This is a genomic window from Marmoricola sp. RAF53 (assembly GCF_052114005.1).
In the GTDB taxonomy this organism is placed as follows: Bacteria; Actinomycetota; Actinomycetes; order Propionibacteriales; family Nocardioidaceae; genus Marmoricola.
In genome coordinates this window covers 187,755-200,421 of the sequence record NZ_JBFRDX010000003.1, presented here as the reverse complement: position 1 = coordinate 200,421, position 12,667 = coordinate 187,755, and the positions used below count along the sequence as shown (strand labels likewise).

At 71.2% G+C, this 12,667-nt stretch carries 14 protein-coding genes; 9 read left to right on the top strand and 5 right to left on the bottom strand.

The features are described from left to right. Nucleotides 1-44: 44 nt before the first annotated feature. Nucleotides 45-1,103 carry an alpha/beta hydrolase gene (locus AB4Y76_RS04045; RefSeq protein WP_441922375.1) on the top strand — a complete coding sequence of 353 codons (1,059 nt, stop codon included), beginning with the start codon at nt 45-47 and terminating at the stop codon, nt 1,101-1,103. Here the strand turns inward: AB4Y76_RS04045 and mshD are convergent. Together mshD and AB4Y76_RS04035 are read right to left on the bottom strand one after the other, a co-directional pair. Further along, nucleotides 1,100-2,026, bottom strand: coding sequence for a mycothiol synthase (mshD, locus tag AB4Y76_RS04040; RefSeq protein ID WP_441922373.1), 927 nt, complete (start codon nt 2,024-2,026; stop codon nt 1,100-1,102). The two genes, AB4Y76_RS04045 and mshD, sit on opposite strands and share 4 nt — an antisense overlap. A 10-nt stretch (nt 2,027-2,036) precedes the next feature. Next, nucleotides 2,037-2,756, bottom strand: a complete 720-nt coding sequence (locus AB4Y76_RS04035; protein ID WP_441922371.1) for a winged helix-turn-helix domain-containing protein — start codon at nt 2,754-2,756, stop codon at nt 2,037-2,039. Nucleotides 2,757-2,816: 60 nt separating this feature from the next. Here AB4Y76_RS04035 and AB4Y76_RS04030 point away from each other — a divergent pair, with 60 nt between their 5' ends. From AB4Y76_RS04030 to AB4Y76_RS04020, 3 genes are all read left to right on the top strand, one after another. Beyond that, nucleotides 2,817-3,119, top strand: a complete 303-nt coding sequence (locus AB4Y76_RS04030; protein WP_441922369.1) for a MoaD/ThiS family protein — start codon at nt 2,817-2,819, stop codon at nt 3,117-3,119. A 40-nt stretch (nt 3,120-3,159) separates the two neighbouring features. Beyond that, nucleotides 3,160-3,615: a thioredoxin family protein gene (locus tag AB4Y76_RS04025; protein ID WP_441922367.1), complete on the top strand. Its 456-nt coding sequence runs from the start codon at nt 3,160-3,162 to the stop codon at nt 3,613-3,615. An 83-nt stretch (nt 3,616-3,698) separates the two neighbouring features. After that, nucleotides 3,699-4,418 (top strand): FkbM family methyltransferase, encoded by a 720-nt coding sequence (locus AB4Y76_RS04020; RefSeq protein WP_441922365.1) that lies wholly within the window; start codon nt 3,699-3,701, stop codon nt 4,416-4,418. Here AB4Y76_RS04020 and AB4Y76_RS04015 read toward each other — a convergent pair. Next, nucleotides 4,408-5,502, bottom strand: a complete 1,095-nt coding sequence (locus tag AB4Y76_RS04015; protein ID WP_441922363.1) for a glycosyltransferase family 4 protein — start codon at nt 5,500-5,502, stop codon at nt 4,408-4,410. The genes AB4Y76_RS04020 and AB4Y76_RS04015 overlap by 11 nt on opposite strands. Then, a complete protein-coding gene (locus AB4Y76_RS04010) occupies nt 5,499-6,326 on the bottom strand; it encodes an SGNH/GDSL hydrolase family protein (RefSeq protein WP_441922362.1) in 828 nt (275 codons plus the stop codon). Before AB4Y76_RS04010 ends, AB4Y76_RS04015 begins: the two co-directional genes overlap by 4 nt. Nucleotides 6,327-6,443: 117 nt before the next feature. Here AB4Y76_RS04010 and AB4Y76_RS04005 point away from each other — a divergent pair, with 117 nt between their 5' ends. Together AB4Y76_RS04005 and AB4Y76_RS04000 are read left to right on the top strand one after the other, a co-directional pair. After that, a complete protein-coding gene (locus tag AB4Y76_RS04005; RefSeq protein ID WP_441922360.1) occupies nt 6,444-7,448 on the top strand; it encodes a class I SAM-dependent methyltransferase in 1,005 nt (334 codons plus the stop codon). 169 nt (nt 7,449-7,617) lie between these two features. Next, nucleotides 7,618-7,935 (top strand): GIY-YIG nuclease family protein, encoded by a 318-nt coding sequence (locus tag AB4Y76_RS04000; RefSeq protein ID WP_441922358.1) that lies wholly within the window; start codon nt 7,618-7,620, stop codon nt 7,933-7,935. A 112-nt stretch (nt 7,936-8,047) separates the two neighbouring features. Here the strand turns inward: AB4Y76_RS04000 and gmd are convergent, their stop codons facing one another. After that, nucleotides 8,048-9,022: a GDP-mannose 4,6-dehydratase gene (gmd, locus tag AB4Y76_RS03995; protein WP_441922356.1), complete on the bottom strand. Its 975-nt coding sequence runs from the start codon at nt 9,020-9,022 to the stop codon at nt 8,048-8,050. 75 nt (nt 9,023-9,097) lie between these two features. On the opposite strand from gmd, the gene AB4Y76_RS03990 reads away from it, so the two are divergent. The 3 genes from AB4Y76_RS03990 to AB4Y76_RS03980 all read left to right on the top strand — a co-directional run bounded on the left by AB4Y76_RS03990 (nt 9,098) and on the right by AB4Y76_RS03980 (nt 12,559). Continuing rightward, nucleotides 9,098-10,246 (top strand): glycosyltransferase family 4 protein, encoded by a 1,149-nt coding sequence (locus AB4Y76_RS03990; protein ID WP_441922354.1) that lies wholly within the window; start codon nt 9,098-9,100, stop codon nt 10,244-10,246. Nucleotides 10,247-10,388: 142 nt separating this feature from the next. After that, nucleotides 10,389-11,366: an NAD-dependent epimerase/dehydratase family protein gene (locus AB4Y76_RS03985; protein WP_441922352.1), complete on the top strand. Its 978-nt coding sequence runs from the start codon at nt 10,389-10,391 to the stop codon at nt 11,364-11,366. Further along, nucleotides 11,366-12,559, top strand: coding sequence for a glycosyltransferase family 4 protein (locus AB4Y76_RS03980; RefSeq protein ID WP_441922350.1), 1,194 nt, complete (start codon nt 11,366-11,368; stop codon nt 12,557-12,559). Before AB4Y76_RS03985 ends, AB4Y76_RS03980 begins: the two co-directional genes overlap by 1 nt. The last annotated feature ends 108 nt before the right edge of the window (nt 12,560-12,667 follow it).

The window sequence follows — 12,667 nt, the reverse complement described above, 5'->3', positions numbered from 1 at the left end:
GTCTCGCACCATCAGGTGAACGTCGGGTGAAGTAGTTTTCGCCCATGCCGTCGCTGAAGACCACCGTCGAGACCGTCGTCCTGCGCGCCGCCATGGGCCTGCCCGAGAAGGTCCAGCGGACGCTGCTGCGCAAGCCCGTCGTCCTCGACGGTCAGACGCTGGCCGCCGAGACGCAGATGCTGCTGACCCTGCAGCGGCTCACCCGGCAGCCCTGCCTCGGCGAGCTGCCGCTGGCGGAGTCACGGGCCGTGGTCGACGTGCAGGCACCGATGGTCGCCGGCCGGCAGCCGATCGGCGCGGTCCGCGACCTGATCGTCGACGGTGCGACCGGGCCGCTCGCCGCCCGGCTCTACCAGCCGGCCGCACGGCTGCGCGACGACGCGGTGCCGACGCTGATGTTCGTCCACGGCGGCGGGTTCGCGCTCGGCGACCTGGAGAGCCACGACGCCGCCTGCCGGGTGCTCGCCGAACGGGCCGGCATCCAGGTCCTGGCGGTGGACTACGGGCTGGCGCCGGAGAACCCGTTCCCGGGCCCGGTGGAGGACTGCTTCGCGGCCTACCGGTGGCTGGTGGAGAACGCCGAGGCGGTCAACGCCGACCCGACCCGGCTCGCGGTCGGCGGCGACTCGGCGGGCGGGAACCTCGCGGCCACCACGGCGATCAAGGCGGCCGAGGCCGGTCTGCCGTTGGCGTTCCAGCTGCTCGTCTACCCGGTGGCCGACTTCGTGACCCGGAGCCGCAGCCGCGAGCTGTTCGACGGCGGCGGCTTCTACCTGAGCCGCACCGGCATGGACCAGCTCACCGACTGGTACCTGCCCGAGGGGACCGACCCTGCCGATCCGCTCGCCTCGCTGGCGCTGCGCACCGAGCTGCCCGCAGGCCTGGCGCCGGCACTGGTCGTGACCGCCGGCTTCGACCCGCTGCGCGACGAGGGCGAGCGGTACGCCGCCCTGCTGGCCGAGCACGGCGTACAGGTCGAGGCGAAGCGCTACCCGGCGATGATCCACGGGTTCTTCAACATCGTCGGCGCCGGCCGCGAGGCGCGGTCCAACGCCGAGGAGATCGCGGACCGGGTCCGGGCCGCGCTGGCGGTCGGGGCCTAGGCCTCCAGCCGGCTCGGGTCCACCGTGCCGCGGTACTGCACCTCGGTGCGGACCGTGGTGAAGCCCTGCCGGTCGTAGACCGCGATCGCCGGCGCGTTGTCGCCGTCGACGTAGAGGATCACCTCGCCGACGCCCTGGGTCGCGAGGTACGCCAGGCCGGCGTTGGTGAGCACGCTGCCCAGGCCGCGGCCGACCGCCTTCGGGTTGGTCGCGACCACGTAGACCTCGCCGTAGGGCGGGTTCTCGTCGCGGTGGACCTTGGTCCAGTGGAAGCCGAGCAGCTCGGGCTCGGACGGGTCCTCGTCCTCCGGCACCGCCAGGAACAGGCCCTCGGGGTCGAACCAGGCCTCCCCGGCGCGCTCGGCGAAGTCCTCGTGCGTCATGTGCCCCTGCTCCGGGTGGTGCGAGAACGCGGCCGCGTTGACCTCGAGCAGGGCGGCCTCGTCGGCCGGGGTGAAGGTGCGGATCCGCACGCCCGGGGGCGGGTCGATCGCGACCACCGGCTCCGAGGTGGGGCGAGCCATGATCCGCAGCTCGCGCTCCTTGTGGATGCCGAGACGGGAGGCGATCCGGCCGGCCGAGGGGTGGTCGCCGTGCGACCAGGCCTCGATCTTGCCCACCGTCGTCGCGGCCTCGGCGAGGGCGGCGCGCGCCAGCGCGGTGCCGGTGCCGCGGTTGCGGGCCATCGGGTGCACCGCGACGTCGAGGATCTGGCCGTGCAGCAGAGCGAAGCCCTCGTCGCCGATCCAGAGCGCTGCGTCGCGCAGGCCGCGGTACTTCAGCTGCAGGCAGGCCTGCTCGTTGAGGGTGATGACGCCGTCGGCCACGTCGCAGGCCTCGGCGATCCGGCGGACCTCGGCGGCGGGGCCCGTGCCGCTGGCGGAGTCGAAGTCAGCAGGGTCGATCCGGGTCACCAAGCTCACTGTCGCAGCCTCAATTCGCTGGCACGTCCTCGCGGTCGCGGTTCTTTTCCTTCGGGGGCAGCACGAATCTATAGCCCACGTTGCGGACGGTGCCGATCAGGGACTCGTTCTCGGGGCCGAGCTTCGCGCGCAGGCGGCGTACGTGCACGTCCACGGTACGGGTGCCGCCGAAGTAGTCGTACCCCCAGACCTCCTGCAGCAGCTGCTCGCGGGTGAAGACGCGGCCCGGGTGCTGGACCAGGTACTTGAGGAGCTCGAACTCCTTGAAGGTCAGGTCGAGCGTGCGGCCGCCGAGCTTCGCGGTGTACGTCGCCTCGTCGACGACGACCTCGCCGCCGCGGATGATGTGCGCCTCGGGATCGTTGGGGTCCTTGGCGGCGTCGAGTCGGCCGAGGGCGATCCGGATCCGGGCGTCGATCTCGGCGGGGCCGACCGACTCCAGCAGCACGTCGTCCATGCCCCAGTCGGCGGCGACGACGGCCAGGCCGCCCTCGGTGACGATGAGCAGGACCGGCTGGTCGGAGCCGGTGGTGCGGATCAGCCGGCACAGGTCGCGGGCCTGGGCCAGGTCCCGGCGGCCGTCGATGAGGACCAGGTCCGAGGCCGGGGCCTCCAGCAGGGCGCTGCCCTCGGCGGGCAGGATCTTCACCTGGTGGGGGAGAAGGGCGAGTCCGGGCAGCACCTCGGCCGAGGGCTGCATCGTGCTCGTCAGCAGCAGCAGGGTGCTCATCGGCCCCTCCCTCCGACACGGGCGGTGCCCGGTCTTCTTCGATGCGGAAGGATATCGAACATGGAGCCCCGGCCGAGGCAGGTTGACTCAGAGAGCGGACACGTCACGCTCCGCTACTGGGCCTCGCTGCGCGCCGCGGCGGGCGTCGCGGAGGACCGGCTGGAGGTCGCCGGCGCGGTCACGCTGGCCGACCTGACCACCCGCGCCCGGGCGCTGCACGCCTCCTCGGAGCGGTTCGCCGCGGTGCTCGGGACCTGCTCGGTGCTGGTCGCCGACCGCCCGGTCGCGAGCGCCGACCCGGCCGCTGTGCTGGTCGAACCGGGTGAATCCGTCGAGTTCCTGCCCCCGTTCGCGGGCGGCTGACCGGGTGGAATGTATGGAGCCCGCTGTTGTTGAGGTCGTCGTGAACACCGGAACCTGGGTCCTGCTGATCGCGCTCGCGGCGTCGCTCTGCTTCGGCGCCTACCGTGCGCTCACCGACGGACGGTTCCGCGGGACCCACCGGGTCCGGGGCGCGGACGGCGAGCAGCCGCCGGCCGCCGAGCGCGCGGACTCGGTCCTGGCCGGGACACCGTGGGAGGCGCAGGCCGGCAGCGAGTACACGCTGCTCCAGTTCTCCTCGGCGTTCTGCGCCCCGTGCCGCACCACCCGGCGGGTCCTGGAGGACGTCGCCGGCTCGGTCCCCGGCGTCACGCACCTCGACATCGACGCCGAGCACCACCTGGACGTGGTCCGCCGGCTCGGCATCCTGCGCACGCCGACGACGCTGATCCTCGACGAGCACGGCCGCGAGATCGGACGGGCCTCGGGTGTCCCCACCCGGGCGACCGTGCTCCAGGTACTCGGGGCCGACGCCTGAATCGTGGCAGTTCGCTGCAGCCGCCTCCGCGAGCAGGCACACTGGTCCCCGCCGGTCCGGATGGCCGGCGCAAAGGAGAATCCGTGTCCGTCCTGCGTAACCGCGCCATGCAGCTCCTCGCCGACCGGGGCTTCGAGATCCGCCGCCACTCGGGGACCCGCCGGCAGCGCATGTTCGAGGGTCACGGGGTCGACCTGGTCCTCGACGTGGGTGCGGCCGACGGCGGGTACGGCCGGCTGATCCGCGGGTTCGGGTACACCGGCCGGATCGTCTCCTTCGAGCCGCTCTCGGCGGCGTACCAGCGGCTGAGCGCCGACATCGCGGGCGACCCGCGCTGGGAGGCGCGCAACGTCGCGCTCGGCGAGGAGTCCGGCGAGGCGCAGATCAACATCGCCTCCAACAGCGACAGCAGCTCGCTGCTGCCGATGGGCGAGGGGCACCTCGGCGCCGCGCCGCAGGTCACCTACACCGGCTCGGAGACGATCCGGGTCGAGCGTCTCGACGACCACTTCGACGAGATCACCGCGGGTGCCCGTGGCGTCTACCTCAAGATCGACACCCAGGGCTTCGAGCGCCAGGTGCTGCGCGGTGCGGCGAAGAGCCTGCCCCGCATCGCCGGCCTGCAGCTCGAGCTCTCGCTGGTCCCGCTCTACGACGGCGGCGGGCTGATCGACGAGATGATCAGCTGGGCGTACGGCGAGGGCTTCCGCCTGGTCGGGATGGAGCAGGGCTGGGCGGCTCCCGACGGCGCCATCCTGCAGATGGACGGCGTCTTCTTCCGCCCGGAGGCGGTCAGCCGCTGAGCGAGGCGCGCTTCTCCGCCAGCCGGCGGGTCAGCTCCTCCTCCATGTTCCGCGCCCAGCGCGGCGTGTCCAGCCGGCGGCCGAGGCTGCGGCTGACGTCGGACATCTCGGCGAGCCGGTCGGCCGGCAGCGCGCTCATCCGGCGCATGGCGTCGGCGAGCAGGTCGGCGCGCCCGGCGGTGGTGACCCAGCCGTTCGAGCCGTCCGAGACCATCGTCGGCGCGGCGCCCACGAACTCGCTGGTGATGATCGGAAGTCCGCACAGCGCCGCCTCGTGCAGCACCACGGCGTACGGGTCCTCGCGCGAGGGGTTGAGGTAGCAGGACGTCTCCCGCATCAGGTCGGCCACCTCGGCCGGCTGCAGGAACTCGTGCCGTACGACGCCCGGCAGGTCCTCGAAGTGCCCGGCCATCTCGCCGCGCCCGACCACGTGCAGGTCCCACGGGTCCTCGGTGGTGTCGCGGTAGCGGCGGTAGGCGTCGGCGAGCACGTCGGCGCCCTTGTGGTGCACCAGCCGGAGCACGGACAGGAACGCCCGCCTGCCGCCGATCTCGGTCGCCGTGCGCGGGTCGCTGCCGAACAGCTTGGTGTCCGCGCAGAGCGAGCCGCGGATGACGTCGTGCGGGGCGAAGCCGAGCCGGCGCGCGAAGAACTCGGTGCGGTCGCTCGGCACCATCACGGCGTCGAAGATCCTGCGCACCCAGTACCGGCCGACCACCCGGCCGAGCCACTGCTTGGGCGTGTTGCGCCAGATGTTGTCCATCCAGAGCACCCGCAGCGTCCCCGGCTGCTGCGCCTGGAGGCCCTCGCGGTAGGGGCGGTAGTGCCAGGAGTGCATCAGCACGACGTCGGGCTCGAAGTCGTCCAGCATCGCGGTGATCTCCGCGCCGCTGGGGTGACGCGACCAGGACACGTCGGTGCCGAACTCGTCGATCCGGACGTTGAATTCGACGTTCGGGTTGTCCGCGGCCGGCCGGCTGACCAGGATCTCGGCGCCGCGGCCGGCGAGCTCGCGCAGGCTGGCGTCGTTGAAGCCGGTCCAGCCCTGGGCGAGCAGCGCGACGCGGAGTCCGTTGGCGGTCACGACGCGGCGTCCGCGGCGACCGGGGCGACCACCGGGGCGACCGGGGTGGCCGACCAGGCCGCGATCTCGTCGGCCAGCGCGCGCCCGATCAGCTCGTGCAGCGCCGGGATGTAGTGGAACCCGTCCGGCACCGGGTTGCCGTCCGGGGCGTCGACCTGGGCGGCGTACGTGGAGACCGGGAAGATCCGGACCTCGGGGTCGTCGAGGCGGGTCACCATCGCCCGGAACGCCGCGTTCATCTTGAGCAGGCGCGAGGCCATCCCGGGGAACCACAGGTTGCCGCGCGGCCCGGGCGGGAGCAGCTCGAACTGGAGCACCAGCGGCTTGCCGACCTTGCGGCTGCGGTGCACGAACTCCTCGAGCTGACCGGCGACCGTGTCGGCGCGCTTGTCGAACAGGCGGTCGCGCAGCCCCCGGTCGACCTTCTGCTGCACCTTGGCGAGGAACTGCCAGAACGGCCCGATCAGGTGCTTGCGGTAGAAGCCGCGGACGGGGCCGGGTCGCTTGTTGAGGTTGTTGGCGTGCCGCTCCAGCCAGCGCGGCAGGATGCCGTGCATGCACTCGTACTCGCCGTAGGTCGTGATGATCACGTCGGGCCGCCAGACGTGCACGTCCCGCTCCCAGTCCTGGAAGAGCGCGGTGGCGACGCCGCCGGCGAACGACCGGTTCACGACCTCGACCCGGTGGCCGCGGTCGGCGAGGGTCTCCTCGAGGACGCGCGGGAAGGTCCAGTGCTCCCGGGTCTGGTTCCACTCCGACATCGCGGTGACCAGGGAGTTGCCCTTGATCAGGATGCGGAGCGAGGCGGGCGCGTTGTCGGGCACGGGTGGGGTTCTCCTGCGGTGGCGGGTGCGGCGTCGGTGGTCAGGTTAACCAGCGTCGGAGAGCGGTGTGCCCGGAACCGCTGAGCGCGGGCACCGCTACGCCGTAGGATCCCGCCCATGTCGACCGATTCGCAGCCCGCTCCGTCCAGCCCGAAGCAGAAGGCTGCCCGCTTCCTCCCGGCGTTCCTGGTCTCGTTCCTCGACCGGGTCGTGTTCAACGTCCGGCGCGGCCGGATCCGCGGAGCGCAGTGGTTCTTCGGTCTGTTCGGCTACAACATCGTCAAGAAGGCCGACTACTACTCGGTGCTGCCGGTGCTCTCGGAGATCGAGAAGACCCGGGCCCGCTGGGACGTTCCGAGCGAGCTGCCCGGCGTCGACATCGACCTGACCGTCCTGGAGAAGAACCTCGGCTCGCTGGCCGACACCTGGGAGCAGGAGTTCTCCAGCGGCACCGGGGACTACCTGGCCAACACCCGCAAGGGATTCGGCCCGGGCTACCCGCAGTTCGACGCCCGGACGCTCTACTACATGCTCCGCGAGCACAAGCCGGCCCGGTACCTGGAGATCGGGTCCGGCCTCTCGACGTACTACACCAGCCTGGCCGCCGCGAAGAACGCCGCCGAGGGCTCGCCCCTGCAGATCACCTGCATCGAGCCCTACCCGTACGACGCCCTGCGCACGATCGAGGGTTTCGAGCTGGTCGAGGGCTTCGTCCAGGACGTGCCGCTGTCGAAGTTCGAGGAGCTGGAGGCCGGCGACGTCCTGTTCATCGACTCCACGCACGCGCTCAAGATCGACAGCGACGTGGCGTTCCTGTTCATGGAGGCGCTGCCGCGGGTCAAGCCGGGCGTCTACGTGCACATCCACGACGTGCACTTCCCCTTCAACGGCCCGTTCCCCGCGGACACCTGGCTCTTCGGCGAGCGCTGGCCGGTCTACTGGAACGAGGCCATGGTCGTGCAGGCGTTCCTCGCCTTCAACGACTCCTTCGAGACGCTGCTGTCGACCCCGATGGTCCGGCACTACGACGAAGCGTTCCTGACCGACCGGTTCGCGGACTACACCCCGCTGAAGCAGGACCCGAACCCGCCGTCGAGCCTCTGGCTCAAGCGCACGAAGTAGCTACCTCCACCCGCGCCCCGCTGGTTGAGGAGGGCGCGCAGCGCCCCCCGCTGGTTGAGGAGGGCGCGCAGCGCCCGTCTCGAAACCACAGGCCCGCTGAAGCCGCGCGTGTCCACAGGGCCGCCATCGTGATCAGCCTCGAACGCGGTCGGCGCCCGACGATGCCGAGATGGCCTTCGTCTACATCCTCCGTTGCTCCGACGACTCCTACTACGTCGGCAGTACCACGCACCTGGATCTCCGTCTCGCCCAGCGCCAGGCCGGGGTCGGCGCGGAGTACACGCGCAGGCGACGCCCTGTCGAGCTCGCCTGGTCGGCGCACTTCGACTCGGTGGCCGAGGCCTATTCCTTCGAGAAGCGTGTCCAGGGATGGAGTCGCCGGAAGCGCGAAGCCCTGATGGAGGGCCGGTACGACGATCTTCCGGGTCTGTCGAGCCGGGGGCATGCGGCCGTGCGTGCGCGTGCGGGGTTTCGAGACGGGCCCTAGCGGGCCCTCCTCAACCAGCGGTGGGGCGGCGGGCTCTCCTCGACCGGCGGTGGGGCGGCGGGCTCTCCTCGACCGGCGGTGGGGCGGCGGGCTCTCCTCGACCGGCGGTGGCTCAGTCCCTCAGGAAGCGCGCCAGCTCCTGGCGGTCCGCGTCGACCATGAGCGCGGCCAGGTCCAGGGCGTTGGTCGCGGCCTTCCAGCCGAGGCGCGCGGTCGCCTTGGAGGCGTCGCCGATGAGGGCGTCCACCTCGGAGGGGCGCTCGAAGGACTCGTTGTACTTCACGTGGTCCTGCCAGTTCAGGCCGGCGTGCGCGAACGCGGCCTCGCAGAAGTCCCGCACGGTGTGGCCCTGGCCGGTGGCGAGGACGTAGTCGTCGGGCTCGTCGGCCTGCAGCATCCGCCACATGCCCTCGACGTACTCCTCGGCGTAGCCCCAGTCGCGGATCGCGTCCAGGTTGCCGAGCTCGACGCCCTCCTGGATGCCGGCCTCGATCGCGGCGACCGCCTTGGTGATCTTGCGGGTCACGAAGTTCTCGCCTCGGCGGGGGGACTCGTGGTTGAACAGGATGCCGCTGACCGCGAACAGGCCGTAGGCCTCGCGGTAGTTCACGGTCACCCAGTGCGCCTGCAGCTTCGAGGCGCCGTACGGCGACCGCGGGTGGAACTTGGACTCCTCGTTCTGCGGCGGCGGGGTCGCGCCGAACATCTCCGAGGTCGAGGCCTGGTAGAAGCGGCACTCCAGCCCGGCGGCGCGGATCGCCTCGAGCAGGCGCATCGTGCCGATCGCGTTGGTCGACGCCGTGTAGTCCGGCATGTCGAAGGAGACCTTGACGTGGCTCTGCGCGCCGAGGTTGTAGACCTCGTCCGGACGGATCCGGTGGATCAGGTTGACCAGGCCGACGCCGTCGGTGAGGTCGCCGTAGTGCAGGTGCAGGTTCTCGTTGCTGTGCAGGTGGTCGATCCGGGACCGGTTCATGCTGGAGGACCGGCGGACGAGGCCGTGGACCTCGTAGCCCTTCCCGAGGAGCAGCTCGGCGAGGTAGGAGCCGTCCTGGCCGGTGATCCCGGTGATGAATGCGCGCTTCATGATCTGCGAAGCGTAGCCCGCGGCGGCAGGCGCGAAGTCGGGACGGTCCAGGATGCTGGCCTTAGGGTGTGCGCCATGCCCGACGAACCCGGATCACCGCTGCGCGTCGCGGTGGTGCACAGCTACTACTCCAGCCGGGTGCCGAGCGGCGAGAACGTGGTCGTCGACCTGCAGGTCGACGCGCTGCGCCGCGCCGGGCACGAGGTCCTCGTGGTCGCGCGGCGTACCGACGACCTGGAGCGGTCCCGGCTCTACCCGCTCGCCGCGGGCCTCCGGGTCGCCTCCGGGCGCGGGTACAGCCCGGCCGCGGAGCTGGACGCGTTCGCCCCGGACGTGGTCCACGTGCACAACCTGTTCCCCAACTTCGGGCGATCCTGGACGAAGGCCTTCGGCCCGCGGATCGTCACCACGCTGCACAACTACCGGCCGGTCTGTCCGGGCGCCACGCTCTACCGCGACGGTCAGCCCTGCTCGTTGTGCCCGGACGGGGGCAGCGCGCGGCCCGCGGTCACCCACGCCTGCTACAAGGACAGCAAGGTCCAGACGGTGCCGGTCGCGCTGGGCACCCGGTTCGCCGACGACCCGCTGCTCGCCTCGGCGGCGCGCGTGATCACCCTGAACGACGACATGCGCGCCCGGTACGCCGCCTTCGGGGTCCCGTCCGAGCGCCTGGTGACGGTGCCGAACTTCGTCCCCTCCGGCCCGGCGGACCCGGCCCCGACGGGCGACCACTGGCTCTTCGTCGGCCGGCTCAGCGACGAGAAGGGGATCCTGCCTCTGGTGCGGGACTGGCCCGAGGGCGCGAGCCTGCTGGTGGTCGGCAGCGGTCCGCTGGAGGACGAGATCCGCGCGGTCGCCGGGCCGACCGTGGAGCTGCTCGGCCAGCGCGACAACACCGAGGTCCGGGACCTGCTGCGCCGGGCGCGGGGGCTGTTCTTCCCGAGCGTGTGGCCCGAGGGCCTGCCGACCGTCTACCTCGAGGCGCTCGCCTCGGGCACGCCGGTGGTGGCGTCCTCGCACTCGATCGTCGGGTCGTTGGTGGCCTCCGAGGGCACCGGGTTCGTGACCTCGGGCTCGGTCGCGGCGGACATCGCCCGGGCCGAGCGCGAATTCGCCGGCCTGCGGGCCCGCTGCCGGGCGGTCTTCGAGGACCGCTACACCGAGGATGCCTGGATCCGCGCGGTCGAGGCGGTCTACGCCGAGGTCGTCGCGACCGCAAGTTGAGCATCCGTCGGACAGGGTCGATCCGGGCAGGTAGCGTCTTCCCTCACCGGGGGGTGTTCGAGCGTCATCACGCTCGCGCCCCCCTTTGAATCGGATAGAGCGATTCGGGTCGAGACATCCAAATTCTTCAGGAGGAAGTTCCGTGAGCAACGTCGACGTTCTGGTCGCTGGTGGCGGCGGTTTCATCGGTGGTCACCTCGTGGCCGACCTGCGCAGCCAGGGGCTGAGCGTTCGTTCGGTCGACGTGAAGCCCGTCGAGGAGTGGTACCAGGTCCACGACGACGTCGAGAACGTCGTCGCCGACCTCTCCAAGCTCGAGAACGCGATGGCGGCCACCGAGGGCGCCAAGGAGGTCTACCTCCTCGCGGCCGACATGGGCGGCATGGGCTTCATCGAGAACAACAAGGCGCTCTGCATGCTGACCGTGCTGACCAGCACGCACCTGCTCGAGGGCGCCCGGGACAACGGCGTCGAGCGGCTCTTCTTCTCCTCCTCCGCCTGCGTCTACGCCGCCGGCAAGCAGACCGACCCGAACGTGACCGCCCTGATCGAGGCCGACGCCTACCCGGCGCAGCCGGAGGACGGCTACGGCTGGGAGAAGCTGTTCACCGAGCGGATGTGCCGCCACTTCGAGGAGGACTTCGGTCTGACCACGCGGGTGGCGCGCTACCACAACGTCTACGGCCCCAACGGCACCTGGACCGGCGGTCGCGAGAAGGCGCCGGCCGCGGTCTGCCGCAAGATCGCCACCGCCGCGATCACCGGTCAGCACACGATCGACATCTGGGGCGACGGCAACCAGACCCGGTCCTTCATGTACATCGACGACTGCGTCCAGGGCTCGCAGATGATCCTCAAGGGCGACAGCAACGTCCCGGTGAACCTGGGGTCGGACGAGCTCGTCTCGATCAACCAGCTCGTCGACATCGTCGAGGACATCGCCGGCATCAAGTGCACGCGCGACTACGACCTCTCCGCCCCGCAGGGCGTCCGCGGCCGCAACTCGGACAACACCCTGATCAAGGAGATCTACGACTGGGCCCCGTCGATCACGCTGGCCGACGGTCTGGCGAAGACCTACGCCTGGGTGTACGACGAGGTCAAGCGCTCGCTCGGCTGATGCGACTGCTGGTCCACGACTTCTCCGGTCACCCGTTCCAGGTCGAGCTGAGCCGCGAGCTGGCTCGGCGCGGCCACCAGGTGACGCACTCCTACTGCCCGGCCTGGGTCTCCGGGAAGGGCCGTCTGGAGACCGAGCCCGGTGACTCGCTGGTGATCGAGCCGGTGGGTCCGAGCACGCCGATCGAGAAGGACCGCTTCGTGAAGCGGGTCCTGGTCGAGGCCTGGCTCGGGATCCAGCTGCTCGGTCAGGTACGCCGCACCCGGGCCGACGTGGCGATGCTGTCGAACGCGCAGATCCCGACGCTGGTGGTCTTCGCGCTCGGCATGATGCTGCTGCGCAAGCCGTGGGTGCTGTGGCACCAGGACGTCTACGCGGTCGCGGTGAAGGCGTTCGCGGGCGACAAGCTCGGCCGTGGCTTCCGCCTGGTCGCCGCGGTGTTCACCGTCGCCGAGCGCTGGGTCTCCCGGCGGGCGGCGGCGGTGGTGGTGATCGCCGACTCGTTCGTCGACGTGCACCGGGAGTGGGGAACCGCGGACAAGACCACGGTGATCCCGAACTGGGCGCCGCTCGACGAGATCTTCCCGGTCGACCGGACCAACGCCTGGTCGCGCGAGCAGGGGCTGGACGACGAGAAGACGCTGCTCTACTCGGGGACGCTGGGCCTGAAGCACAACCCCGCGCTGCTGGTCGGCGTGGCCCGCGCGGTGATGGACGAGGGCACCCCGGTGCGCCTGGTCGTGGTCAACGAGGGCCCGGCCGAGCCGGTGCTGCGCGCCGAGGCGGAGCGCCTCGGCGTCCCGCTCACGCTGCTGCCGTTCCAGCCCTACGAGCGGCTCTCGGAGGTCCTCGGGTCCGGGGACGTCCTGGTCGTGCTGCTGGAGCAGAGCGCGGGCGCCTTCTCGGTGCCGTCCAAGACGCTGTCCTACCTGTGCGCGGGCCGTCCGATCCTGGGGCTGATGCCGGCCGAGAACCTGGCCTCGCAGCTGGTGGCCGGGGTGGACGGCTGCGTGCTGCCGCCGCAGGAGGGCTCGCTCGCGGCTGCCGGCGCGTGGGTGCGCGACGTACTGGCCGACGACGAGGAGCAGGCCCGGCTGGGCAAGCAGGCCCGGGCGCTGGCCGAGCGCGAGTTCGCGTTGGAGGGCTGCGCGGACCGTTTCGAGGCCATCCTCGCGGCCTCCGCGAGGCACTGAATTCGGAGACTTTCCCGCCTGGAGTCTCAACTATCGGACAGCGGTCCCACATGTTGGTACCGCCATTTCCGTGCCCGGAGGCGAGCCCCCTAGGCTTCCTTCCATGTT

What these genes read in the sequence shown, in the direction of transcription:
- AB4Y76_RS04030 (WP_441922369.1), top strand. Translation starts at nt 2,817, where the DNA reads ATGGAGCCCCGGCCGAGGCAGGTTGACTCAGAGAGCGGACACGTCACG.
- AB4Y76_RS04045 (WP_441922375.1), top strand. Translation starts at nt 45, where the DNA reads ATGCCGTCGCTGAAGACCACCGTCGAGACCGTCGTCCTGCGCGCCGCC.
- AB4Y76_RS04005 (WP_441922360.1), top strand. Translation starts at nt 6,444, where the DNA reads ATGTCGACCGATTCGCAGCCCGCTCCGTCCAGCCCGAAGCAGAAGGCT.
- gmd (WP_441922356.1), bottom strand. Translation starts at nt 9,022, where the DNA reads ATGAAGCGCGCATTCATCACCGGGATCACCGGCCAGGACGGCTCCTAC.
- AB4Y76_RS04035 (WP_441922371.1), bottom strand. Translation starts at nt 2,756, where the DNA reads ATGAGCACCCTGCTGCTGCTGACGAGCACGATGCAGCCCTCGGCCGAG.
- AB4Y76_RS03990 (WP_441922354.1), top strand. Translation starts at nt 9,098, where the DNA reads ATGCCCGACGAACCCGGATCACCGCTGCGCGTCGCGGTGGTGCACAGC.
- AB4Y76_RS04000 (WP_441922358.1), top strand. Translation starts at nt 7,618, where the DNA reads ATGGCCTTCGTCTACATCCTCCGTTGCTCCGACGACTCCTACTACGTC.
- AB4Y76_RS03980 (WP_441922350.1), top strand. Translation starts at nt 11,366, where the DNA reads ATGCGACTGCTGGTCCACGACTTCTCCGGTCACCCGTTCCAGGTCGAG.